The organism is Mesorhizobium sp. WSM4815 (assembly GCF_055811575.1).
On record NZ_JBVVQS010000101.1, the window covers coordinates 268,256 to 290,388 of the forward strand.

Sequence of the window (22,133 nt, forward strand, 5' to 3'; positions counted from 1 at the left end):
CACGGTTTCCCCCGCTCCTTTCTTGCAGAGGCAAATAGAGTATGGTTTGAACCAGCCTCGGGACTATCCGGGATTCCCGTCCCGGCGTTGTTCGATATTCTTGCGGTCCGATCGCGAGGAACTGGGAGATAATGACGGCAATGAGAAAATTCCTAGCAGGCGCCAAACTCCTGGCAAGCGCTGCCGCCACACTGTTCACCGGTGCATCCGCCCATGCGGCCCAGCCTGCGCCGTGGGAGATGACCTTCCAGCCCGCAGCCACCGACATGATGCGGCAGATCGCCCGGTTCGAGCACTATACGCTGTGGTTCATCGTGCCGATCACCCTCTTCGTGCTCTTTCTCATCGCCTATTGCATCCTGAAGTTTCGCGCGAGCGTCAACCCGACCCCGTCGCGCACCAGCCATAACACGCTGATTGAGGTAATCTGGACGGTCGGGCCGGTCGTCGTCCTGCTCTTGCTCGCCATCCCCTCGTTCCAGCTCTTGACTGCGCAATACACGCCGCCGGAGGAAGCCAAGCTGACCGTCAAGGCGACGGGAAACCAGTGGAACTGGGATTACGAATACCAGACCGAAAACACGCTTTCCTTCAACTCGGCGATCCTGGCGGATTCTGACCGCGCCGCGGCCGGCAAGGAGGACCGCGGCGCTTATCCGCGCCTGCTCGCCGTCGACAACGAGATGGTGGTGCCGGTCAACACCATGACCCGGGTACTGGTGACGGCGGCAGACGTGATCCACGCCTTTGCCATGCCGTCCTTCGGCATCAAGACCGACGCGGTTCCGGGTCGCATCAACGAGGTCTGGTTCAAGGCGGAAAAGGAAGGCCTCTATTACGGCCAGTGCTCGGAGCTCTGCGGCAAGGACCACGCCTTCATGCCGATCGCGATCCGCGTCGTCTCCGACGCCCAGTACAAGACCTGGCTGGCAGCAGCCGGCACCGACCTTCCCGGCGCCAACAAGGCGCTGATGGCCGAGGTCGACGGCAAAGACAAGGTAGCGGCCGCCGGCAACTGATGCCGCGACCAGAAAAGATCAGGGAACGGAGCCGAACATGGCAGACGCTGCAGCTCACGACCACGACCACAAGCCGTATCATGGCTGGGTGCGGTGGGTGTATTCGACCAACCACAAGGATATCGGCACACTCTACCTGATCTTCGCGATCATGGCGGGCTGCGTCGGCGCTGCCCTTTCGGTCGTCATGCGTATGGAACTGCAGGAGCCTGGGATCCAGATTTTCACCGGCCTGGCGCAGATGGTCTACGGCTTGAACGCCGACGCTGCGCTCGACGGCGGCAAGAACATGTACAATGCCTTCACCACCGCCCATGCGCTGATCATGATCTTCTTCATGGTCATGCCGGCGTTGATCGGCGGCTTCGCCAACTGGATGGTGCCGATCATGATCGGCGCGCCGGACATGGCATTCCCGCGCATGAATAACGTCTCGTTCTGGTTGCTGCCACCGGCTTTCATCCTTCTGATCATCTCGGCCTTCGTGCCGAGCGCGCCTGGCGCCTACGGCGTCGGCGGCGGCTGGACGATCTATCCGCCGCTATCGACCTCGGGCCAGCCCGGACCGGCGATGGATCTTGCGATCCTGTCGCTGCACATCGCCGGCGCCTCATCGATCCTCGGCGCCATCAATTTCATCACCACCATCTTCAACATGCGCGCGCCTGGCATGACGCTGCACAAGATGCCGCTGTTCGCCTGGTCGGTGCTGATCACCGCTTTCCTGCTGCTGCTGTCGCTTCCGGTTCTGGCCGGCGGCATCACCATGCTTTTGACCGATCGCAATTTTGGCACCACCTTCTTCGCGCCCGACGGCGGCGGCGACCCGATCCTGTTCCAGCACCTGTTCTGGTTTTTCGGGCACCCGGAAGTCTACATCCTGATCCTGCCGGGCTTCGGCATCGTCAGCCACATCGTCTCGACCTTCTCCAGGAAGCCTATCTTCGGCTATCTCGGCATGGCCTATGCCATGGTCGCGATCGGGGCGGTCGGCTTCATCGTCTGGGCGCACCACATGTACACGACCGGCCTGTCGCTCGACACGCAGCGCTATTTCGTCTTCGCCACGATGGTTATCGCGGTGCCGACGGGCGTGAAGATATTCTCGTGGATCGCCACCATGTGGGGCGGGTCGATTTCGCTCAAGACCCCGATGCTGTGGGCGATTGGCTTCATCTTCCTGTTCACCGTCGGCGGCGTTACCGGCGTCCAGCTTGCCAATGCCGGTCTCGACCGCCCGCTGCACGACACCTATTACGTGGTCGCGCATTTCCATTATGTGCTGTCGCTGGGCGCGGTCTTTGCCATCTTCGCCGGCTGGTACTACTGGTTCCCAAAGATGACCGGCTACATGTATTCGCCTGTCATCGCCAATACCCACTTCTGGGTTACCTTCGTCGGCGTCAACCTCGTCTTCTTCCCGCAGCATTTCCTCGGACTTTCAGGCATGCCGCGCCGCTACATCGACTATCCGGATGCGTTTGCCGGCTGGAACATGGTGTCGTCCTACGGCTCGTATATTTCGGCCGTCGGCGTGGTCATCTTCCTCTATGGCGTGTTCGAGGCCTTCCAGAAGAAGCGGGTGGCCGGCGCCAATCCATGGGGCGAGGGTGCGACGACGCTTGAATGGCAGCTGCCTTCGCCGCCGCCCTTCCACCAGTGGGAACAGCTGCCGAAGATCAAATAGGCTTCTGCCTGGGCGAATACTGAATCGCCGGTTCGCCCGGCGGTTTTGGCCAACGGAATGATGGACTTTAAGTACGCATGGCCCTTGTCGACGACACCTTGACTGACGAACCGGGCTTTCGCATGTCGGAAGCGACGGCGGGCGATTTCTTCGCACTGTTGAAGCCGCGCGTCATGTCGCTGGTGGTGTTCACCGCCTTTGTCGGCCTGGTCGCGGCACCTGTGGCCATCAATCCGCTTCTGGCGGTGATCGCGATCCTCGCTATTGCCATTGGTGCTGGCGCGTCCGGCGCGCTCAACATGTGGTATGACGCCGATATCGATGCGGTGATGACCAGGACCGCCAGCCGTCCGGTGCCGGCCGGCCGCATCCGGCCAGGCGAGGCGCTGAGTTTCGGCCTGGTGCTGTCGGTGCTGTCGGTGATGACGCTCGGCGTGCTGGTCAATTGGTTGTCGGCGACGCTCCTGGCCTTCACCATCTTCTTCTATGCCGTCGTCTACACGATGTGGCTGAAGCGCTGGACCCCGCAGAACATCGTCATCGGCGGTGCTGCCGGCGCCATTCCGCCGGTGATCGGCTGGGTCGCGGTGACCGGAACCGTCAGCCTGGAAAGCGTCGTCCTGTTCCTGATCATCTTCCTGTGGACGCCGCCGCATTTCTGGGCGCTCGCCCTCTTCAAGTCCGAGGACTATGCCAGGGCCGGCATCCCGATGATGCCGAATGTCGCCGGCCAGGCTTCGACCCGACGCCAGATCTTCGCCTATGCGCTGATCCTTGCGCCGGTTGGCGTGCTGCCATGGGCGCTCGGCTTCACCACACCCGTCTATGGCGTCCTTGCGGTGCTGCTTGGCGCCGGCTTCGTCTGGTATGCGTGGCAGGTGCTGCGGATGGCGGATGACGACCATGTGATGAAGCCAGCCAAGGCATTGTTCGGCTATTCGCTGCTCTACCTCTTCGCCATCTTCGCCATCTACCTTGCCGACTGCGTTGTCGGGCGCGCGCTGGCCACGGGCGGAGCATGACCATGGCCGACAAGAAGCTTGAACTCGTCACGCTGACGGAGCGCCAGCAGAAGGCCCGGCGCAACCGCTCGGTAGCCATCGGCCTGGCGCTGGCGGTGCTTGTCGTCATCTTCTACATCGCGACCGTCGTGAAATTCGGTCACAACCTCACCGGAACCATGTGAGGCTCAAGATGAACCGCCAAACAGTGACCAATCCTCAAAAGAAGAACACCAACCGCGTCGTCGCCGGCGTCTGCATCGCCTTTTTCGGCGGCATGATCGGGATGGCCTATGCCGCGGTGCCGCTCTACGCGATGTTCTGCCAGGCGACCGGTTACGGCGGCACTGTGAAACGCGCAACGCAGCAATATGCCGACCGGGTACTCGACCGCGATATCACCATCCGTTTCGACGCCAACACGGCCGGCGTGCCCTGGCAGTTCGAGCCGGTCGCCCGCTCCGTCACCATCAAGATAGGCGAGACGGCGCAGGCGCATTATAGCGCGACCAACAAGTTCGTCCGCGCCACGACGGCCCGCGCGACCTTTAATGTGCAGCCGGAATTTGCGGGGTCTTACTTCAACAAGGTTGAGTGTTTCTGCTTTACCGATACGACGCTGAAGCCTGGCGAGACGCTGGACATGCCGGTCGTGTTCTATGTAGATCCCGACATCGTCAATGCGCCGGAATTGAAGGACCTGAAGACGATTACCCTGTCCTACACGATGTTCCCGGTCGAGAAGAACGAGAAGACCAAGCCGGTGGCGTCGACAGTGCCGGCCGAAGGCACAAGCAACAAAGTTTCACATACCGAACGAAGCCTCGGGGGTTGATATGGCAGACGCGCACGCAAAACCACAACATGACTACCACCTCGTCGACCCGAGCCCGTGGCCATTCCTCGGCTCGGTCGGCGCGTTGGTCACCGCGATCGGCGGCGTCTGTTACATGCAGTATCTCAAGGGCGGCGATTTCCCGATCTTCGGCTTCAACATCGCCAATCCGTGGCTGTTCTTCATCGGCCTCTTGATCGTCATCTACACCATGTACGCCTGGTGGTCGGATACCATCAGGGAAGCGCATGAAGGCCACCACACGCGTGTTGTGTCGCTGCATCTGCGCTACGGCATGATCATGTTCATCGCTTCCGAGGTGATGTTCTTCGTCGCCTGGTTCTGGGCTTTCTTCGACGCCAGCCTGTTTCCCGGCGAGGCACAGCAATATGCCCGCGCCACCTTCACCGGCGGTGTCTGGCCGCCGAAGGGCGTTGAGGTCCTCGACCCCTTCCACCTGCCGCTCTACAACACCGTCATCCTGCTTCTGTCAGGCACTACGGTGACCTGGGCGCACCACGCGCTGCTTCATGGCGACCGCAAGGGGCTGATCAACGGCCTGGTGCTGACCGTCGGTCTCGGCATCCTGTTCACCATGGTGCAGGCTTACGAATACATGCACGCGCCGTTCGGCTTCAGGGATTCGATCTACGGCGCCACTTTCTTCATGGCGACCGGCTTCCACGGCTTCCACGTCATCATCGGCACCATCTTCCTGCTGGTCTGCCTGGTCCGCGCGATGAAGGGCGACTTCACGCCCAAGCACCATTTCGGCTTCGAGGCTGCCGCCTGGTACTGGCACTTCGTCGACGTGGTCTGGCTGTTCCTGTTCGCGTCGATCTATGTCTGGGCCTCGAGCGGCGCGGTCATCGAAGGCCACTGAAATCTTCCTGAGGAAATCGATGAGGCGGCTGCGGCGACGTGGCCGCCTTACCTTTTGGGGTGAAGGGCATTAAAGCGCGTCGCGGCTGAATGGATTCATGCGACGCGCTTTAAGTTCTTGTTTTTATGCATGTCGTTATCGCAAAACCGCTGCGCACTTTTGCGCGACATGCATTAAGGTATCGGAATGAGCGACGACAAGGCGATCTGGCCAGCAATCGATCCGATTTCGGCTGGCCTGCGCGGCCGCTGCCCGCGCTGCGGCGAAGGCCGGCTGTTTTCCGGCTTCCTCACCGTCGGCGAACGCTGCGCCAATTGCGGCCTCGACTATTCCTACGCCGATGCCGGCGACGGTCCGGCGGTGTTCGTCATCCTGATCATCGGCTTCATCGTCGTCGGGCTGGCGCTGTGGATGGAGGTGACGCTCAGCCCGCCGCTCTGGCTGCATTTCCTGCTGTGGATACCGCTGACGCTGGTGCTTTGCCTGGGCGCGCTCAGGCTGATCAAGGGTGTGCTGCTGACGCTGCAATACCGCAACAAGGCGGCAGAGGGCAGGCTGGACTTGGGCGAATGAGCACGACATCCGCTTCGATTGCAGGCCGTTCGCGGCCGAAGACGGCACTGCTGCTTGGGCTTGGCCTCGTGCTGTTCTTCATCCTGCTGGCGCTCGGCACCTGGCAGGTCCAGCGCCTGTACTGGAAAGAGGGTCTTCTCCAGACCATCGACCGGCGCACGCACTCAGCGCCCGTGCCGTTGGCCGAGGTCGAAAAGCGGTTTGCCGCCAGCGGCGATGTGGATTACACGCCGGTGACGGCATCAGGCACGTTCCTGCATCAAGGCGAGCGACATTTCTTCGCGACCTGGGAAGGCCAGTCCGGTTTCGATGTCTTCACGCCATTGCATCTGGAGGACGGCCGCTTCGTCCTGATCAATCGCGGCTTCGTGCCGTACGATCTCAAGGACGCTGCCAAGCGCCCGCAAAGCCATGGTGCGGGCCAGGTAACGGTGACGGGGCTCGCCCGCAATCCGCTGCCGGCAAAGCCCTCGATGATGCTTCCCGACAATGATCCGCAGAAAAACATCTTCTACTGGAAGGATCGCGACGCCATGGCGGCCAGCGCTGGTCTGCCGGCCGGCGCGGGGCTGGTGCCATTCTTTATCGACGCGGACGCCACGCCGAACCCGGGTGGGCTGCCGGTCGGCGGCGTGACAATCATCGACCTGCCGAACAGCCATTTGCAATATGCCGTAACCTGGTACGGCCTTGCCGCTGCCCTTGCCGGCGTCCTCATCTTTAGGCTTCGCCGCCCGGCGAAAGACGCATCGGCCCGAAAATCGGAATCGATTTTCGGAAAGCACGATGCGTAGATTGAAAGTGTAAAGCGTACTTTGTGCGTCCAAATGGACGCACGTCGCTCTATGATCGGCCCTTGACAGGGCAGGGGTGCGCACCTCATTTCGCGCCTTGAGTTCAAGACTTGAGTTCACGCTACGACCAACCGGCCGGGAATCATGCTTCACACGACCACAAAGCCACCGCTGACGATAAGGCTCTGCCAGCCGCGCGGCTTCTGCGCCGGCGTCGACCGCGCCATCCAGATCGTCGTGCTGGCGCTGAAGAAATATGGCGCGCCGGTCTATGTTCGCCACGAGATCGTCCATAATCGCTACGTCGTCGAGGGACTGCAAAGCCTCGGTGCGGTGTTCATCGAGGAGCTCTCCGAGATACCGGCTGAGCATCGTCAGAGCCCGGTCGTCTTTTCGGCGCATGGCGTGCCGAAGTCGGTGCCGGCGGACGCCCAGGCGCGCAACCTCTTCTATCTCGACGCCACCTGCCCGCTGGTGTCGAAGGTCCACAAGCAGGCAATGCGCCATCAGCGGCTCGGCCGTCATGTGCTTCTGATCGGCCATGCCGGCCACCCGGAAGTGATCGGCACGATGGGGCAGTTGCCGGACGGCGCCGTCACCTTGATCGAGACCGAAGCCGACGCCGCGAATTTGGTGCCCGCCGACCCGCAGGCGCTCGGGTTCGTCACCCAGACGACGCTGTCGGTCGAGGACACCGCCGGCATCATTCGGGTGCTTAAGGATCGTTTTCCCGATTTGCATGCGGCGGCAGCGGAATCGATCTGCTACGCCACCACCAATCGCCAGGAAGCGGTCAAGGAGACCGCCGCGGGTGCCGATCTCTTCCTGATCGTCGGCGCTCCCAACTCCTCAAATTCGCGGCGCCTCGTCGAAGTGGCCGAACGCGCCGGCGCCTCGATGTCGCTTCTGGTGCAGCGCGCCTCCGAAATTCCATGGACCGAGATCGCCGGCATCTCGACGCTCGGTCTTTCGGCAGGTGCCTCGGCACCGGAAATCATCGTCGACGAGATCATCGATGCGTTCCGGCAGCGCTTCGACGTAACCATCGAGCTGGCGGTGACGGCGACGGAAACCGAGGATTTTCCGGTGATGCGGGTGCTGCGCGACGTCGAGCTGACGGCCGCCGACATGGCTTTCGTCAACGGGGCCGCGTAAGGTTCATGGCGGTCTACACCGACGTCAACGAAGGCGAGCTCGGCGCGTTCCTCAAGGCCTATCCAGTCGGCGATCTCCTGTCCTACAAGGGCATAGCCGAAGGCACCGAGAACTCGAACTTCCTGCTGCACACGACCAGCGGCTCCTACATCCTGACGCTCTACGAAAAGCGCGTCGACAAGGCCGACCTGCCGTTCTTCCTCGGCCTCATGAGCCATCTCGCCAGGAAGGGCATTTCCTGCCCGCTTCCGGTGACCGCGCATGATGGCGACGTCATCGGAACGCTTGCCGGCCGGCCGGCGGTCATCATCACCTTCCTCGAAGGCGTTTCGCTGCGGCGGCCGACATCAGCGCACTGCAGCGAGGTCGGCAAGGCGCTGGCGGCGCTGCATCTGGCCGGCGCCGACTTTCCGATGACCCGTCCGAATGCCCTTGCCATCGATGGCTGGCGCAAGCTGTGGAGCGCCTCTCGCCCTCGCGCCGACGAGGTCGAGCCGGGACTGGCGGCCGAGGTCGATGCCGACTTCGCCGATTTCGAGAGGAACTGGCCGAACGGCCTGCCGGAAGGCATCATCCATGCCGATCTTTTCCCTGACAACGTCTTCTTCCTCGGCGAGAAACTGTCGGGGCTGATCGACTTCTATTTCGCCTGCAACGATCTCTACGCCTATGATGTCGCTACCTGCCTCAATGCCTGGTGCTTCGAGAAGGATTTTTCCTTCAACCTGACCAAGGGCACGGCGCTGCTTGCCGGCTACCAAAGCGTGCGGCCCTTGAGCGGCGAAGAGAAAGCTGCGCTGCCGATGCTGGCGCGCGGCTCGGCACTGCGCTTTATGCTGACCCGGCTTTACGACTGGCTGATCATTGCCAACGGCGGGCTGGTCGTGAAACGCGATCCGACCGAATATATCAGGCGTATGCGTTTCCACCGGGCGATCAAATCTCCTTCCGAATACGGACTGACATGACCAAGCGCGTCGAAATCTTTACCGATGGTGCCTGTTCGGGCAATCCGGGGCCTGGCGGCTGGGGGGCTGTCCTGCGCTTCAACGGCGTCACGAAGGAACTGTCGGGCGGCGAGGCTGCTACCACCAACAACCGCATGGAACTTTTGGCCGCCATCTCGGCGCTCAATGCGCTGAAAGAACCCTGTTCGGTCGATCTTTATACCGACAGCAACTATGTCAAGGACGGCATTTTCAGCTGGATCGACGGCTGGAAGCGCAACGGCTGGAAGACCGCTGCCAGGCAACCGGTGAAGAATGCCGAACTGTGGCAGGCGCTCGACGAGGCGCGCAACCGTCATCAGGTGATCTGGCATTGGATCAAGGGCCATGCCGGCCATCCGGAGAACGAGCGTGCCGACGAATTGGCGCGGCTCGGCATGGCGCCGTTCAAGAACAAGACGGCCAGGCCCGCGCCCGTTTCGGCTGGGGAAAACACCCAAGCCAAACAGCCGGCAGCCAGGAAACTGCGCCGCTCGACCCAAAGTTACTGACCAGTCTGGGCTACTGACCAGTCTTGACTACTGACCAGTCTGGTCCGCCATATTCAGCGGATCAGCAGCGCTGTGCCGAAAAGTCCGAGCGCGAACACAGTATGCGATACGAGGTTGAGGGCGCGGATCTGCATCGGGTTGGGGCGCTTTGACGCGGCCCAGCCGGCGCCCATGCCGGGCGCCAGCAGGAACCAGCCGGCGCCTACGGTGACGATGCCAAGGATGAAGGCCGGCAGGAAGGTCGGCGCGGCCAGCCACGCCGCTCCCGCCAAAACGGCCAGAACGATGCCGTAGACGATGCCGACAAAATAGTGGAAGGCCCAGCCCAGCGCCGATTCATGCGCATAGGGTGCTGCCTCGCCGATATCGTCATGGAAGACCTTGCCGTCCCTCAGGTGCCAGACCCAGCGACCAACCAGTCCCCAGTTCGGCCGTGGCTGAGCAAACACCGTGTTCAGGAAAATCGCCCAGAGGTCCATGAGCGCCGTGGCGCCGATGCCGATCGCCACAGCACGCCAGAAGTGGTCAAACATCATTGAGGTCCCCTAAAAGCAGGCAATTCCCGAACAGCGTTCTTTGCACGCCCAATTGGATGCGCGGCTGCCGAAACGAGCGCGATCGTCAGGCCAAAGGACCGCGGCAACCTCGGCCTATGCTGTCGCCAAAACGGAAAGCTGTCCGAGAATGTGAGCAGCACCGGATTCATCAACGCCAGGCTTTGTCTCGACATTGAGCGCGGCGACCTTGCCGTCGTCGACGATCATCGAAAACCGCTTCGAGCGCAGCCCCATGCCACCGCCGGAAAGGTCGGCGTCGAGACCGATCGACTTGACGAAATCGCCATTGCCGTCGGCAAGATAGAGGATCTTGCCTTCACCGCCGCTGAAGCGGGCCCAGGCGCCCATTACGTGAACATCGTTGACGGCGACGACGGCGATGGTGTCGACGCCGCGCGCCAGGATGGCGTCGTAATTATCCAGAAAGCCGGGCAGATGGTTGTTGGAGCAGGTCGGCGTGAAAGCGCCGGGAACAGCGAACAGCACCACCTTCTTTCCCGAGAAAATCTCGGCCGTCGTGATCGCTTTTGCGCTGTCGGCAGTCATCGTCTTGAAGCTCGCTTGGGGCAGCTTGTCGCCAACGGCAATCATCATCGTGGTCCTCGTTTTGACAAATGGAAGGGAGTGTCCTTGCGATAGCGAATTCAGCCGTTTCCCGCAACTGTCGGGGTGGCCGGAGCAAGGGATGTTCGATCTGAACATCCTTTGCTGGGGATCAAGGGAACGGCAGCAGGCCTTCGACGGCGCCGGCCGCAGTTGTCAGCGTGTAGTACAGTCCGCCATCCGTCGGCGTCGTCGTCGGTCTGTCGAGGATCGGCACGGTAAACACCAGCTTGCCGTCCTTTTCGCTGCGGGCCGGCACGCCGAACATGTAGTCCCGCTCGCCGGCGACGAAGAAATCCGCTGCTTTGGGATTGCCCGGAAAGCTCGCCTCGACAATCAGTGTCGCGCGGTCGCCCGGCAGGATATTGACGCCGAAATCGGGTCTTGCGGGAGCAGGCAGCGTTGCAAGCGCCGCCTTCACCAAAGCGGCGTCTTCGACATTGTCCGGATCGGAGCCCGGATCGATGGTCAGCTTTGTTTGCACCGGGATGCAGATCGTCTCACAAATTCCGAGAAAGATATCGGCAACGATGACGGCCGGCTCGTTCGGCGCCGACAGCGTGAACGTTACCGGCAGCGAAACCGGATGGTCGTAGCCGGCCCATTTGCCGGAGCCGTCGTCGTGGCGCTGGGGTGGTGGAAACGAAAACGTCGCGTTGGCAATGTTGGTGCTGGCCGAGATATCGATTTGCGGCGGCACGCCCGCGTCGCCCGGATCGCGCCAGTAGGTTTTCCAGCCAGGCTTGAGCGAAATGTCGAGGACGCCATGGATGCGTCCGGCTGTGTCGGGCTTGCCGCTGGTCACAAGGCGTACTTTGCCGCCTTCGCTTTCGTACCAGATCGACGAGGAGGCTGCGGCGGGAAGACCGGTTCCACATCCGACAGCGGCGCTGAGCAGCAGGACTTTCAAGCTTTGCATGGCGGTGATTTGAGCGTCCGTTCATGGCTGCGCAATGACTTCATGGCGTCGCTGCTATCATATTTGCGTGACCTCGGGCACAGCTTTGTGTGACCTCGGGCACAGCTTTGCGTGGCTTGGATGCACATCTGCGACCAAATCGCGCGCGGCGCATCTTTTCGGCGCTCCAGAAACGCGTTACGCTCCCCTCATGGACTTGTTGCGCCACAAGAAGATGGCTGCGGGACGCGGCTTTCTCGACGACCAGTTCCTGATTGCCATGCCCGGCATGAAGGACGACCGCTTCACGCGCTCCGTCATCTATATTTGCGCGCACAGCGACGAAGGCGCGATGGGCCTGGTCATCAACCAGACACAGCAGATGCTGTTTCCGGATCTGCTCGTGCAACTCGGCATCATGAACGAACAGGAGGCGATCCGCTTGCCCGCGCAGGCCCGCGACTTCGTTGTCCGCAACGGCGGACCGGTGGACCGCAGCCGCGGCTTTGTCCTGCATTCGGGCGACTACCGGGTGGAATCGTCGCTGGCCGTCTCCGACGACATTTGCCTGACCGCGACCGTCGACATATTGCGCGCCATTTCGTCGGGCCGCGGGCCTCGGCACGCGCTGATGGCGCTCGGCTATTCGGGCTGGGGCGCCGGTCAGCTGGAAAGCGAAATCGCCGAGAACGGTTGGCTGACCTGCCCGGCAAATGCGGAGCTTCTGTTCGATACCGACATCGAACGCAAATACGACCGGATACTCGCTTCGATCGGTATCGACCTCGCGCATCTCAGCCTGGCCGCCGGTCACGCCTAATGCATGTCGCGCAAAAGCATGCCCTCGGGCTTGACCCGTGGGTGTGTAGCGGTTTTGCGATAGCGACATGCATAAAACGACAACCTAAAGCGCGTCGCGTGAGGCCGATCAACGCGACGCGCTTTAGAGGTGAAAACCCGTACCTGGCTGGTTACCGCCGCATTGCCATCGCCAGCCGTTTGCCCAGATCGTAGACGAGATTCTCGAAACCCGACGTCCAGGACAGGTCAGCCTGTTTCACGCGCGTTTCGACATCGCTGTATTTGCCGATGCGGGCTTCCAGGAAGGAGCGCAGGCGCTGGTGAAACTGGCCGACGGTGAGCTGTTTTCCCTCGGCCTTGAAGATCGCAATATTGAAGCGTGCCGCCTTGGGGAAGATTGTGCTGGCCGTGGCATTGGGCTTCTCATCGGCATTCGACAGGAGCGCTGCTGCCCCGTTGGTGCCAAGGAAATGGGGGAGGTAGAGATCCCTTTCATCCATGGCCTTCTCAAGACGAGCTTCGATGCGTTGCTTGGCCGCAAGAAGGTTCTTGGCCGCAAGTGCCGCCGACAGATAGGGATCGCGCCTGAATTCAAGGATGCGCTGTTCTTCGGCCTTGTCCTCGACGAAATGGTATTCGCGTTTGCCCTCGGGGCGGGTCCGTATCAGTTCCGCTTCGTCGCCCAGGCCGAATTCTGCACCGTGCTTCTTCACCGCCTCGAGCCATGTCTGGTCGAGGAATTGCATAAGACCAAGCGCCGACCCTTTAGACGGGCGATTGTTGATGTCGAAGGAGGATTCCTTTTCGGCGATCGCAAAAAGCGTATCGGCAGGAAATTGGGTGTCCTTGGCTGCACGAAGGATTTCGCTGGCGATGTGCTGCGACACCTTGTACTCGCCGAACTCGTGCATCGACATGCCGATGACGATCTGTTCCGCGCCTTCGGAAAGGATGGAGACGGTGCCCTTCAATGCCTCGGCCAGCGTGCGTTCTCCCTCGCGTCCAGAGGTCGATATGGTGTCTGGATCGATGATGTCGAACTTGGGCGCGGCCGAGGGGAAACTCAGAGCCGAGAACGGAACAGCAGTGGCAACCGCGGCTTCGGTCACGCCGTTGACCAGGACTCCCGAATAGACCGGCCATGGCATGGCTGCCACGGTCGCCGCCAGGCCAAGCCCCGCCATCCTTTTCGACAAAGGCCGTCCGCCCGAAAGGACGAAGGCTCCGCAAGCAAAGAATTCAAATGTTCTTTGGAGTGACGCCAGGTCCCCCTCCGTTCCTTGTCTAGCCGCCCAGATATTTTGGGGCAGGTCAATTTCCAACGTTGAGCCGTCAACGTCGAAAAAGACAAGAAGAACGGTCAGTGCTTCATTCAACTAGTCATGGATAATGGCGGCACAATGGCCACAGTGCGGCAAAATAATTCAAAATGTAAAACAAGCTGGTTTTAATCGAGGACTGCGTAGCCGATGCGTTGCTTGTGAAGCCTCTCGATTGGCGAGCAGAAATTTCCCTGAGGTGGTCTGCCCTCGACTGCAGCCGGGCAATCCTTTCGGTTCTCGAACGGCAGATTGTGAATGAGCAGCCATTCTCGGCACAATACTCGATCGAACCAGTTCTCCGCTGGTGAGAGGTCATTTATCCTTTGGCTGTCGCCAGATTGGTGCTGAGCTCGAAGGCCAGTCCCGACCCGATGGTGTATGGCTGCAGCACGGACGCACTCTCGCTCACGATCGCCTCCACGACGCGCTTGCGTTCCTGATCACCCAATTCCTTGGCTAAGGAACTCATCCCGACCAGCGCCATCGTATTCAAATGCAGGAAAGGTACGCCTTCCCCGAATTGGATGGTGCGCGAAACAATCCTCGATCGGACCTCGTGGAAGCCGGCGTCTCGCAGCAGCGCCTCAAGCGGAGCCGCTTCCCCGAAGCTGTACCGCTGATCGGCGATGGCGCCCAGATGGCGCTCCGCGACGCGGCGCAGGTCGCGAAAGAACGGGATTTCGTCGTCCGGGCGCCACGTGGCGATTGCCAGCCTGCCACCCTTCGTCAGCGCGCGACGCATCTGCGCCGCCGCCGCGGGTTTGTCAGGAAAGAACTGCAGTCCTTGCTGGCAGACGACCACGTCGAACGTCTCACCACTACGCAGAGGCAACTCGCCGGCATTGCCCTGGCGCCAGTCGACGGCTGGTTCTACAGCCCGCGCCACGGCAAGCATGTCCGCGCTGACGTCGACACCGACGATATATCCGGCTCCACCGAGCCGCTCTTTTGCAACGCGCGCCACTATTCCTGTTCCACAAGCGATATCGAGTACGCGATCGCCCGAAGACAATTCCAACTCGTCAAGAGCCATCTCGGCCCATGGACGGAAGAGAGGGCCGACGAGCCACCGCTCGTACATCTCCGGGAAACTTACCTGGTTCATTGCGTAGCTGGGCAAGGTCATGATCGTCCTCCCTCAAATTTCCATCCGACCATTGTGACCCTTCACCCGCGCTAGATCCAACGGGACCCATCGCACCTGAACATCTATGCGGCTTTCGGGCAGTCAGGCTCGCATAGGCGAAGCGGCCGGAGAATGAGGGTCCGCGCCTGGCGTTTCGAGGATCCGCAAGGCGCGATCAGGCTCGGCAACGTGGCCCTGACTTCAGGCGTTGCTTTCAGCCGTTTTCAACCGTCTGTAGCGAGCAGGGCGCATGACTATGGCAGATGTACTCCACTGGCACCAGCAGGTGCTCGCAAGGCGCATCGGGCCACGTTTGGCGCCATAAAATGACGTTTTGCATCGACGAGAAGCGAAAACCCTTCAGCGGGCTTTGGACCTTCAGCCAGAGCGCTCCGTCGGTAATGGCAACACTCTTCGCGTCACGCGGCTTCGCCGCGTGCAAGGGCCGCCGCCTGCTCCAGACTCACGCCCTTGACCAGGGGGTCAGCGTGCCGATGCACCAGGCGCCATTCCGCCTCTTCGCGGCGATAAACCAAGGTAACCCGCAGCGGCCAATCCTGGGCCGGCAGACCGCCGACCTCGACATGCGGGCGTTCAATGATCGCGAGGACCACCATGTCGGCGGAACCATAGGCTTGAAGAAGTTCGTGCTCGAAGGTCCCGTTCTTGAAAAAGCGGCCCATTGCTTCGATCCGCTCCGCAGTCAGTTCAGAAGTCCGCGTGGGCTTTCCGCCGAATGGAGACATCAGCAGGAAGTCCCCGGTATGTGGGATCACCTCGTAGTACTTCGTTATCTCCCCGCGCATCAGCGCCGAATTTGCTTCCGCAGAACGCTCGACGAGATCGGCAACCGTCTGGTCCATGGCAGGCTCCGCAAGAGCCTGTGCCGAGGCGTTCGTTAATCTTGCAGTTTCTGACAATGCCACGCCAGCGCTTGCTGCGGCGAGAAGGGAACGTCGTGATACTGGCATGCGGGTGGCTCCTGCATCTGTTTCCGATGCGAAGCGCGCCTTGCGCTGCTCCGCTTGCTCAGGAGATCGCACTTCGATGATGCTGAATCCAGTGATATGATTTCATCGACATGCTGAATAGAATTGATCTCAACCTCCTCGTTCTGTTTGAGATCGTGCACGACGAGTGCCACGTGGGCTTAGCGGCCGAAAGGTTATCAGCAAAGCTCAAGCCTCAGCGCTAAACGCCTAGCCTGGCCAATCGAACGTCTGGGCAGCTCGGACCATTGCCGCCGTCGCCGGGCTATAGGGCCGGCCCGGAATGCTAGCCAGGGACACCGTGCGTGCCACCGCGGGTTCGATCAGCGGACGCTGCAAAAGTTCAGGCGATGTCACCGAATATTCAGGCATGAAGGCGAAGCCGATCCGCGCCAGCACCATTGATTGGATCCAATCCTCGCGCTCGGAACGAAAGCGGGCATAAAGGCTGACGTTTCTTTCCCGGCACGCACCCATTACCAGGTCCCGCATTTCGCAGGACAGACGATCGACATAGGGTTCTTGAGAGAGATCGACCAACTTGATTGCATTGAGGCTCGCAAGCCGATGATCCGGCGCGAATACGACGACGTAACGCTCACTGTAGAGATCATGGACGCGGAACGCCGCTCCCAATCCCTCCAGCGGATTGAGAACGGCAACATCGAGATCGCCTTGCTCGAGCCTGTTTTTCAGTTCCTGGACGCTCGCCTCGCTAACTTCAAGCTCGACGCCATGATAGTCGCGCTGGAACTTTGCGAGGAACCGGGCGAGTTTCACATGGCCGATGGTCGACATGACGCCGAGGCGGATCGGCACCTGGTTGAGCAGCCTGAAATTGTCGGCAAGCGTTCTGGTTGCGTGGGCCTCCTGTATGATCTGCTGAAGATGCGGCAGAATGGAGCGCCCGAACTCACTCAGGAGGACGCGCTTTCCCTCGCGGTGGAACAAAGGCGCGCCAAGCTCATCCTCGAGCGTCTTGACCGCTTTGGTGAGCGCCGGCTGAGACACGTTGCAATCGGAGGCGGCTTTGGTGAAGTTCAGCATCTTCGCGGCGGCAAGCACGTAGCGGACCTGAAACATCTCCATGGCAAGCCCTCCCGAGGCGGTTCCACGAAACGACATTGTAATCCTTTCATCGATAACTGTCGGCTATCGATCGATAGAAAAAATGTCGTTCTCTTTCGCCCGCCGCTGCATTCAACTCCTGTGGTCACTGTTTACAGGAGGAGATCTGGAAATGACCGTCTACATGGTGGAACGCGACCTCAAGGCCATCAGCATGGAAGCTCTGGGAGATGCGCAGAAGGCGGCGATCAGCAAAGCCGCCGAGATGACCTCCAACGGCACCGACATCAGCTACCTGCGCTCGACCTTCGCACCGGAGGACGGGCGCTGCATGTGCCTGTTTGACGCTGCCTCCGATGTCGACGTGAAGCGTCTAAACGACGATGCGGGGCTGCCCTATCACAGAATCGTGCCGGCGCTCGATCTTACCCCATAGGGCCGGCGCGACCGGGCTCGTGATGGCTATCCGGGCCCGGTGTTCTTGCGGAGTTATGCAGCGCGTCAGTTTGAATCTTTGGAACGACGGAAGGGCCAAGTCGTTCGTGCTGCATCCGCCAGCCACACGCGTTGCCAGGAGAGTCGGAGCATGTTTGGCAATTCGGGCGCCCTTCCTCTGCCTCGCCCGCTTGGGCGTCGTGTGGATAATCTTGCGCAGTCGTTCATGCGCCAGCGGCTCGGATCGCAGATGGACTTCTCGACCCCGCAGGGCGAGCCGGCGCTGTTGCCGCCCAACTCGGTGTCGTGGCGTATTTTCAAGAACCCGGTTGCGCTGTTCATCGGCGGGGTTACGGCGGTGCTGCTCGAATTGGCAGAGCCGCGGGTTCGCGACGCCATTTGGCAGCACAGCACATTCCGCTCCGACGCGCTCCGACGATTACGGCGCACTGGCCTCGCCGCCTTGGTCACGGTCTACGGTCCCCGGACCAAGGCCAAGGCCATGATTGAAGGTGTGGTCAGGATGCATGGGCGCGTTTCAGGCCGAACCAGCGAAGGTGAGCCATACCACGCCACCGACCCGGAGTTGCTGGACTGGGTGCAAGCGACGGCCGGGTTTGGTTTCATGGAGGCCTATCACGTCTATGTGCATCGACTGCATTTTTTCGAACGGGATGCGATGTTCGCCGAGGCTCGCCCGGTCGCGCTTCTCTATGGTGCGGTTGACGCGCCCACGTCGCAGGCCGAGCTTTACGCGCTGTTCGACGTGATGAGGCAAAGACTCGTCGCATCGCCGATCGTCCTGGAATTCCTGCAGATCATGGAAGACGTTCCCGTCTTGCCGGGGGTGGCTCAACCGCTTCAGCGGCCATTTCTGAAGGCGGCTGTCGAGATCCTGCCCCGCTGGGTCCGCAAGCGGTTGGCACTCGGCGACCACTGGACGTTGAAGCCGTGGGAGCGTGCTTTTGTGAAGACGACGGCTGCAATCTGCGAGCGCATCGTGCTCCCTTCATCTCCGGCCGTCCAGTCGTGCCGTCGCCTCGGTCTTCCCGAGAACTATCTCTATCGCCGACAGAAGGCACCTAGACACGAGCAGCACGGTCGCGATCATGCGGGATTTGATGCTCGCATAAGGGAAAGCGACGGGTTAAAAGTGCGGCAATGGCCGCCCTAAGGGCGCGTATCTCGCGTTGGGGAATGTCCAGCAAAGGGCCCGAAAGCGACGATCAGCGGAGCCGGAACTTCCTATCATTTCGACCTGGCAGGCTGTCGGACATGCTCCGCTGGTAGCCGCCCAGCAGTTCCCTCGCGATCCTGTTCAGGGCGTCGCGAGGCCGGTCCCGCGACGGGCCGCATCGACGCTCCACGCGCCGCCTCCCGCGAAAAAGAAGTACAGGAAAATGAAGCAGTAGAGGATCGACGAGTCGCCCTCGTTGACAACCGGAAAGAAGTTTTGCGGCGCATGCGCCATGAAATAGGCGACCGCCATGTTGCCGGACAGAATGAACGCGACGGGCCGGGTGAAGAGTCCGAGGGCAAGCAGCGCGCCTCCGATCAGCTCGATCAATGCCTGGATCACAATAAGCCCCGACAGTTGCATCGGCTCGGGAGCGGGCGGAAAATTGAAGAGCTTTTGAGTTCCGTGCTCCAGAAACAGCAGCGCCGACATGATCCTCACGACGCTTAACCACACCGGAGCCCAGGCAGAAATCTTGTCGAAATTCATCAGTTGGCCTCCATCATGACCCGGTGATTCCGGGCAGCAGGCTGAATTGTCAGCGGGTCTGCTCTTCGCACCGATTTCGCGAAGTGGGTATGATGCACAGCGCGAGGCGTAAACCAATACTCCCAGTTCACAGTCGCGTGACCGCAGGTCGTACTTTGATGGAGTGCCGAGCCGCGGGAGCTGAGACCTTCGATGTGCTCCAGCGGGTGCCAATCGCCAGGCTCATGCCGCCCAAAAAGGGCAGCGGTTTTGGGACAACGACATGAATAAGATCAAGCCCGGGTCAGCGGATACTGTTCCTTCAGCGTCCTCAGCACCTGATCGCCGGGCATCGGCGCGCCGAACATGAAGCTCTGCACATATTCGCAGCCCATCTGGCGCAGCTCGAGCGCATCGCTTTCGTCCGAAATGCCCTCGGCCACGACCGAAAGGCCGAGTTCATGCGCCATGTTGACCATCGATTTGAGCAGCACCGCGCGCTTCGGTGTGGTGTCGTCGACAAAGCTCTTGTCGATCTTGATCGTGTCGAAGGGAAAGCGCGTCAGATAGGCCAGCGATGAGTAGCCGGTGCCGAAATCGTCCAGCGACAGGCCGATGCCAAGCTTCTTCAGCTTGTTCAGCACATGGGCTGTCTGCTCGGGATTGTCCATCACCAGCGATTCGGTGAGCTCGAGCCGGAAACAGCGCGGCTTCAGATTGGCCCGCGCGATCACCGAGCGGACGTCGCTGACCAGATCGCGGCGGATGAGCTGTCGGCTGGACAGGTTGACCGAAACCGACAGCGGCGCGTCGCCGATCTGCTTTTGCCAGCCCGCCAGATCTTCGGCGGCCTGTTGCATGGCGAACAAGCCAAGCTGCACGATCAGGCCGCAGCTCTCGGCGACCGGGATGAAATCGCCTGGCGGGATCATGCCGCGACGCGGATGATCCCAGCGCAAAAGCGCCTCGAAGCCGGCAACACTGCCGTCTTCCAGCCGCACGATGGGCTGGTAGGCGAGTGTGAATTCGCGCCGTTCGATGGCGCGGCGCAGGTCGGACTCGAACTGCAGCCGGTCGGTGCCGACGGTCCGGAAGGCGGGTCGGAACGGTTCGATCCTGTCGCCGCCAAAACGCTTGGCCTGGTGCATGGCAAGCTCGGCGTCCTTGACCATGTCCTCGGCCGAACTCTGCGCCGAGGTCCAGGTGACCAGACCGATCGAGGCGGTCAGCACGATTTCGCGTTTGGCAAAGGTAATCGGATTGTTGATCGCATGCTTGATGGCATCGGCAACGGCTGCGATGCGGGCCGGGTCCTGCTCGGAAAGCAGCATCAGCGCGAACTGGTCGCCGGCAAAGCGCGACAGCGAATCCTTCGGCTTGAGCAGCCGGTGCAGCCGGCGTGCAACAGTGAGCAGGATGGTATCGCCGGCCGAGATGCCGAGCCCGTCATTGACCTGCTTGAACCGGTCGATGTCGATGACGAAGACGGTGGGACGGACCTTCTCTTCGGTGCGCGCGATCGAGATGATCGCCTCCAGCCGGTTCATAAGCAATTCGCGGTTCGGCAGGCCGGTCAGATTGTCGTGCACGGCATCGTGCAACAGCCTCTCCTCGGACTTCTTCTGCTCCGTCACGTCGACCATGGTGCCGACGCAGCGGATGACCTCGCCGTCCGATCCGATCACCGGCCGGGCGCGCAGCGAAAACCAGTGATAGTGCCCGTCGGCGCCGCGCAGGCGGAAATTCTGCGACACCCGGCCGCGCCGGTGTTCGAGCACCACGTCGAGCGTCGTACGGAAGGTGTCGCGGTCGTCGGCATGGAGTACCGGCAGCCAGTTGCGGGCAGCGCCGCCCAGGCTGTCGGGCGCAAGGCCAAGCTGGATGCTGACATCCGGCTTGGTGACGACGCGGTCGCGCATCACGTCCCAGTCCCACACCGTGTCGCCCGATCCGGCCACGGCCAGCGCCTGCCGTTCGAGATCGGAGAACAGGCCCTGATGCAGCGCACCGCCGGAAAAGGCGTGCTGCATGACGGTGAAGCCGATGAGCAGGATGATGAGGATCAGCCCGCCGCCCAGTGCCGGCTGGGCGATGTCATTGTCGAGCATGCCGGTGATCGCCATCCACGACCCGCATAACCACAACAGGACCATGACCCAACTGGGCACCAGCATGATGGCACGGTCGTAGCCGCGTATGCCGAGGAAGATGATCAGGCCGAGACCGGTCAGCGCGGTGGCGGCGAAGGACAGCCTGGCGATGCCGGCGGCGACCGCCGGGTCGACGATTGCAACGCCGGCGATCAGCAGCAGCCCCAGAATCCAGACCAGAGCGCCGTAGCTGAAATGGCCGTGCCATCGGTTAAGGTTGAGATAGGCGAACAGGAACACCACGAAGGTCGCTGCAAGCGCCACCTCCGTTCCGGCCCGCCACATCTGCTCGTTGCCGGGCGATATTTCCAGGACCTTGTTGAGAAAGCCGAAATCGATGCAGATATAGGCGAGCACCGCCCAGGCGAGCGCTGCGGTTGCCGGGAACATCGAGGTCCCCTTGACGACGAAAAGGATGGTCAGGAACAGCGCCAGGAGGCCGGCGATGCCGATGACGATGCCGCGAAACAGCGTGTAGGAATTGACCGAATCCTTGTAGGATTCCGGCTCCCAAAGATAGACCTGCGGCAGTTTGGGCGACGCCAGTTCGGCAATGAAGGTGATCACCGTTCCGGGGTTCAGCGTCACCCGGAACACATCAGCGTCGGGGCTGCTCTGGCGGTCGAGCGCGAAGCCCTCGCTGGGCGTGATCGCGGCAATGCGGGTCGAGCCGAGATCCGGCCAGAAGATACCGGAATTCACCAGCCGGAAATGCGGTGCGACGATCAGCCTGTCGAGCTGCTGGTCGGTGGTGTTGGCAAGCGCGAACACCGCCCAGTCGCCGGTCGAGCGCGCATCATTGGCCTCGACCTCGATGCGCCGCACGATGCCGTCCGGTCCCGGAGCAGTCGACACCTGAAAATTCTCGCCCTGGTTGCGGTAGATTTCGACGGCGCCCGAAAGGTCGAGCGCCACATCGTCGCGGGCAATCTTGATCGGTTCGACGGCGAAGGCCGAAGACGCCGCGCAGAGCACGACGATTGCCGTCAGCACAAAGGCGAACAACGACCCGATTCGCAGGAAATTCGTCAAAA

Annotated in this window: 24 protein-coding genes; 14 read left to right on the plus strand and 10 right to left on the minus strand. The window is 61.4% G+C overall.

The annotated features are described in order from the left end of the window. The first annotated feature begins 140 nt into the window (after positions 1 to 140). From coxB to rnhA, 11 genes are all read left to right on the plus strand, one after another. Entirely contained in the window at positions 141 to 1,019 is an 879-nt protein-coding gene (gene coxB, locus AC0L2B_RS26830) for a cytochrome c oxidase subunit II (RefSeq protein ID WP_236387989.1), read from the plus strand. A 37-nt stretch (positions 1,020 to 1,056) separates the two neighbouring features. Further along, positions 1,057 to 2,706 carry a cytochrome c oxidase subunit I gene (ctaD, locus tag AC0L2B_RS26835; RefSeq protein ID WP_419696255.1) on the plus strand — a complete coding sequence of 550 codons (1,650 nt, stop codon included), beginning with the start codon at positions 1,057 to 1,059 and terminating at the stop codon, positions 2,704 to 2,706. Between the two features lie 77 nt (positions 2,707 to 2,783). After that, positions 2,784 to 3,728 carry a heme o synthase gene (locus AC0L2B_RS26840; protein ID WP_473747452.1) on the plus strand — a complete coding sequence of 315 codons (945 nt, stop codon included), beginning with the start codon at positions 2,784 to 2,786 and terminating at the stop codon, positions 3,726 to 3,728. 2 nt (positions 3,729 to 3,730) lie between these two features. Then, complete coding sequence (locus tag AC0L2B_RS26845) at positions 3,731 to 3,892, plus strand: hypothetical protein (RefSeq protein ID WP_077381685.1); 162 nt, start codon at positions 3,731 to 3,733, stop codon at positions 3,890 to 3,892. Positions 3,893 to 3,900: 8 nt separating this feature from the next. Next, entirely contained in the window at positions 3,901 to 4,542 is a 642-nt protein-coding gene (locus tag AC0L2B_RS26850; RefSeq protein ID WP_031254967.1) for a cytochrome c oxidase assembly protein, read from the plus strand. Between the two features lies 1 nt (position 4,543). Then, complete coding sequence (locus tag AC0L2B_RS26855; protein WP_027152361.1) at positions 4,544 to 5,425, plus strand: cytochrome c oxidase subunit 3; 882 nt, start codon at positions 4,544 to 4,546, stop codon at positions 5,423 to 5,425. Positions 5,426 to 5,611: 186 nt separating this feature from the next. Beyond that, on the plus strand, positions 5,612 to 5,998 hold the full coding sequence (locus AC0L2B_RS26860; RefSeq protein ID WP_287236991.1) for a DUF983 domain-containing protein: 387 nt from the start codon (positions 5,612 to 5,614) through the stop codon (positions 5,996 to 5,998). Next, on the plus strand, positions 5,995 to 6,792 hold the full coding sequence (locus AC0L2B_RS26865) for an SURF1 family protein (protein ID WP_473747453.1): 798 nt from the start codon (positions 5,995 to 5,997) through the stop codon (positions 6,790 to 6,792). Before AC0L2B_RS26860 ends, AC0L2B_RS26865 begins: the two co-directional genes overlap by 4 nt. A gap of 144 nt (positions 6,793 to 6,936) precedes the next feature. Further along, positions 6,937 to 7,947 carry a 4-hydroxy-3-methylbut-2-enyl diphosphate reductase gene (gene ispH, locus AC0L2B_RS26870; RefSeq protein ID WP_027152363.1) on the plus strand — a complete coding sequence of 337 codons (1,011 nt, stop codon included), beginning with the start codon at positions 6,937 to 6,939 and terminating at the stop codon, positions 7,945 to 7,947. A 5-nt stretch (positions 7,948 to 7,952) separates the two neighbouring features. Further along, on the plus strand, positions 7,953 to 8,915 hold the full coding sequence (locus AC0L2B_RS26875) for a homoserine kinase (RefSeq protein WP_473533878.1): 963 nt from the start codon (positions 7,953 to 7,955) through the stop codon (positions 8,913 to 8,915). Further along, the gene (gene rnhA, locus AC0L2B_RS26880) at positions 8,912 to 9,445 is read left to right on the plus strand and encodes a ribonuclease HI (RefSeq protein WP_473747454.1); all 534 of its coding nucleotides are present in this window, start codon (positions 8,912 to 8,914) and stop codon (positions 9,443 to 9,445) included. Before AC0L2B_RS26875 ends, rnhA begins: the two co-directional genes overlap by 4 nt. A 53-nt stretch (positions 9,446 to 9,498) precedes the next feature. Here rnhA and AC0L2B_RS26885 read toward each other — a convergent pair whose 3' ends face one another. From AC0L2B_RS26885 to AC0L2B_RS26895, 3 genes are all read right to left on the minus strand, one after another. Then, positions 9,499 to 9,978, minus strand: coding sequence for a DUF2938 domain-containing protein (locus AC0L2B_RS26885; RefSeq protein ID WP_091596173.1), 480 nt, complete (start codon positions 9,976 to 9,978; stop codon positions 9,499 to 9,501). Positions 9,979 to 10,095: 117 nt separating this feature from the next. Beyond that, on the minus strand, positions 10,096 to 10,596 hold the full coding sequence (locus tag AC0L2B_RS26890) for a redoxin family protein (RefSeq protein ID WP_473747455.1): 501 nt from the start codon (positions 10,594 to 10,596) through the stop codon (positions 10,096 to 10,098). A 121-nt stretch (positions 10,597 to 10,717) separates the two neighbouring features. Next, the gene (locus AC0L2B_RS26895) at positions 10,718 to 11,524 is read right to left on the minus strand and encodes a protein-disulfide reductase DsbD domain-containing protein (RefSeq protein ID WP_128172056.1); all 807 of its coding nucleotides are present in this window, start codon (positions 11,522 to 11,524) and stop codon (positions 10,718 to 10,720) included. Between the two features lie 190 nt (positions 11,525 to 11,714). Between AC0L2B_RS26895 and AC0L2B_RS26900 the strand changes: the two genes are divergently transcribed. Continuing rightward, a complete protein-coding gene (locus tag AC0L2B_RS26900) occupies positions 11,715 to 12,323 on the plus strand; it encodes a YqgE/AlgH family protein (RefSeq protein ID WP_023799312.1) in 609 nt (202 codons plus the stop codon). 151 nt (positions 12,324 to 12,474) lie between these two features. Here the strand turns inward: AC0L2B_RS26900 and AC0L2B_RS26905 are convergent, their stop codons facing one another. The 5 genes from AC0L2B_RS26905 to AC0L2B_RS26925 form a co-directional block, all read right to left on the minus strand. Then, on the minus strand, positions 12,475 to 13,500 hold the full coding sequence (locus AC0L2B_RS26905) for a transglycosylase SLT domain-containing protein (protein ID WP_473747456.1): 1,026 nt from the start codon (positions 13,498 to 13,500) through the stop codon (positions 12,475 to 12,477). Between the two features lie 442 nt (positions 13,501 to 13,942). Beyond that, complete coding sequence (locus tag AC0L2B_RS26910; protein ID WP_473747458.1) at positions 13,943 to 14,752, minus strand: class I SAM-dependent methyltransferase; 810 nt, start codon at positions 14,750 to 14,752, stop codon at positions 13,943 to 13,945. Positions 14,753 to 14,966: 214 nt separating this feature from the next. After that, the gene (locus tag AC0L2B_RS26915; protein ID WP_473747460.1) at positions 14,967 to 15,194 is read right to left on the minus strand and encodes a hypothetical protein; all 228 of its coding nucleotides are present in this window, start codon (positions 15,192 to 15,194) and stop codon (positions 14,967 to 14,969) included. After that, positions 15,172 to 15,615 (minus strand): nuclear transport factor 2 family protein, encoded by a 444-nt coding sequence (locus AC0L2B_RS26920; RefSeq protein WP_473747461.1) that lies wholly within the window; start codon positions 15,613 to 15,615, stop codon positions 15,172 to 15,174. The genes AC0L2B_RS26915 and AC0L2B_RS26920 overlap by 23 nt, the downstream gene beginning before the upstream one ends. Before the next feature lie 336 nt (positions 15,616 to 15,951). Next, a complete protein-coding gene (locus AC0L2B_RS26925) occupies positions 15,952 to 16,830 on the minus strand; it encodes a LysR family transcriptional regulator (RefSeq protein ID WP_473747463.1) in 879 nt (292 codons plus the stop codon). Between the two features lie 151 nt (positions 16,831 to 16,981). Between AC0L2B_RS26925 and AC0L2B_RS26930 the strand changes: the two genes are divergently transcribed. Both AC0L2B_RS26930 and AC0L2B_RS26935 read left to right on the plus strand, forming a co-directional pair. Next, the gene (locus tag AC0L2B_RS26930; RefSeq protein ID WP_473747465.1) at positions 16,982 to 17,245 is read left to right on the plus strand and encodes a DUF4242 domain-containing protein; all 264 of its coding nucleotides are present in this window, start codon (positions 16,982 to 16,984) and stop codon (positions 17,243 to 17,245) included. A gap of 150 nt (positions 17,246 to 17,395) precedes the next feature. Beyond that, positions 17,396 to 18,418, plus strand: coding sequence for an oxygenase MpaB family protein (locus tag AC0L2B_RS26935; RefSeq protein ID WP_473747467.1), 1,023 nt, complete (start codon positions 17,396 to 17,398; stop codon positions 18,416 to 18,418). Positions 18,419 to 18,562: 144 nt separating this feature from the next. On the opposite strand, the gene AC0L2B_RS26940 is transcribed toward AC0L2B_RS26935, so the two are convergent. Together AC0L2B_RS26940 and AC0L2B_RS26945 are read right to left on the minus strand one after the other, a co-directional pair. Continuing rightward, complete coding sequence (locus AC0L2B_RS26940) at positions 18,563 to 18,970, minus strand: DoxX family protein (RefSeq protein WP_031254957.1); 408 nt, start codon at positions 18,968 to 18,970, stop codon at positions 18,563 to 18,565. 272 nt (positions 18,971 to 19,242) lie between these two features. Beyond that, positions 19,243 to 22,131, minus strand: coding sequence for an EAL domain-containing protein (locus AC0L2B_RS26945; RefSeq protein WP_287217483.1), 2,889 nt, complete (start codon positions 22,129 to 22,131; stop codon positions 19,243 to 19,245). Positions 22,132 to 22,133: the final 2 nt, after the last annotated feature.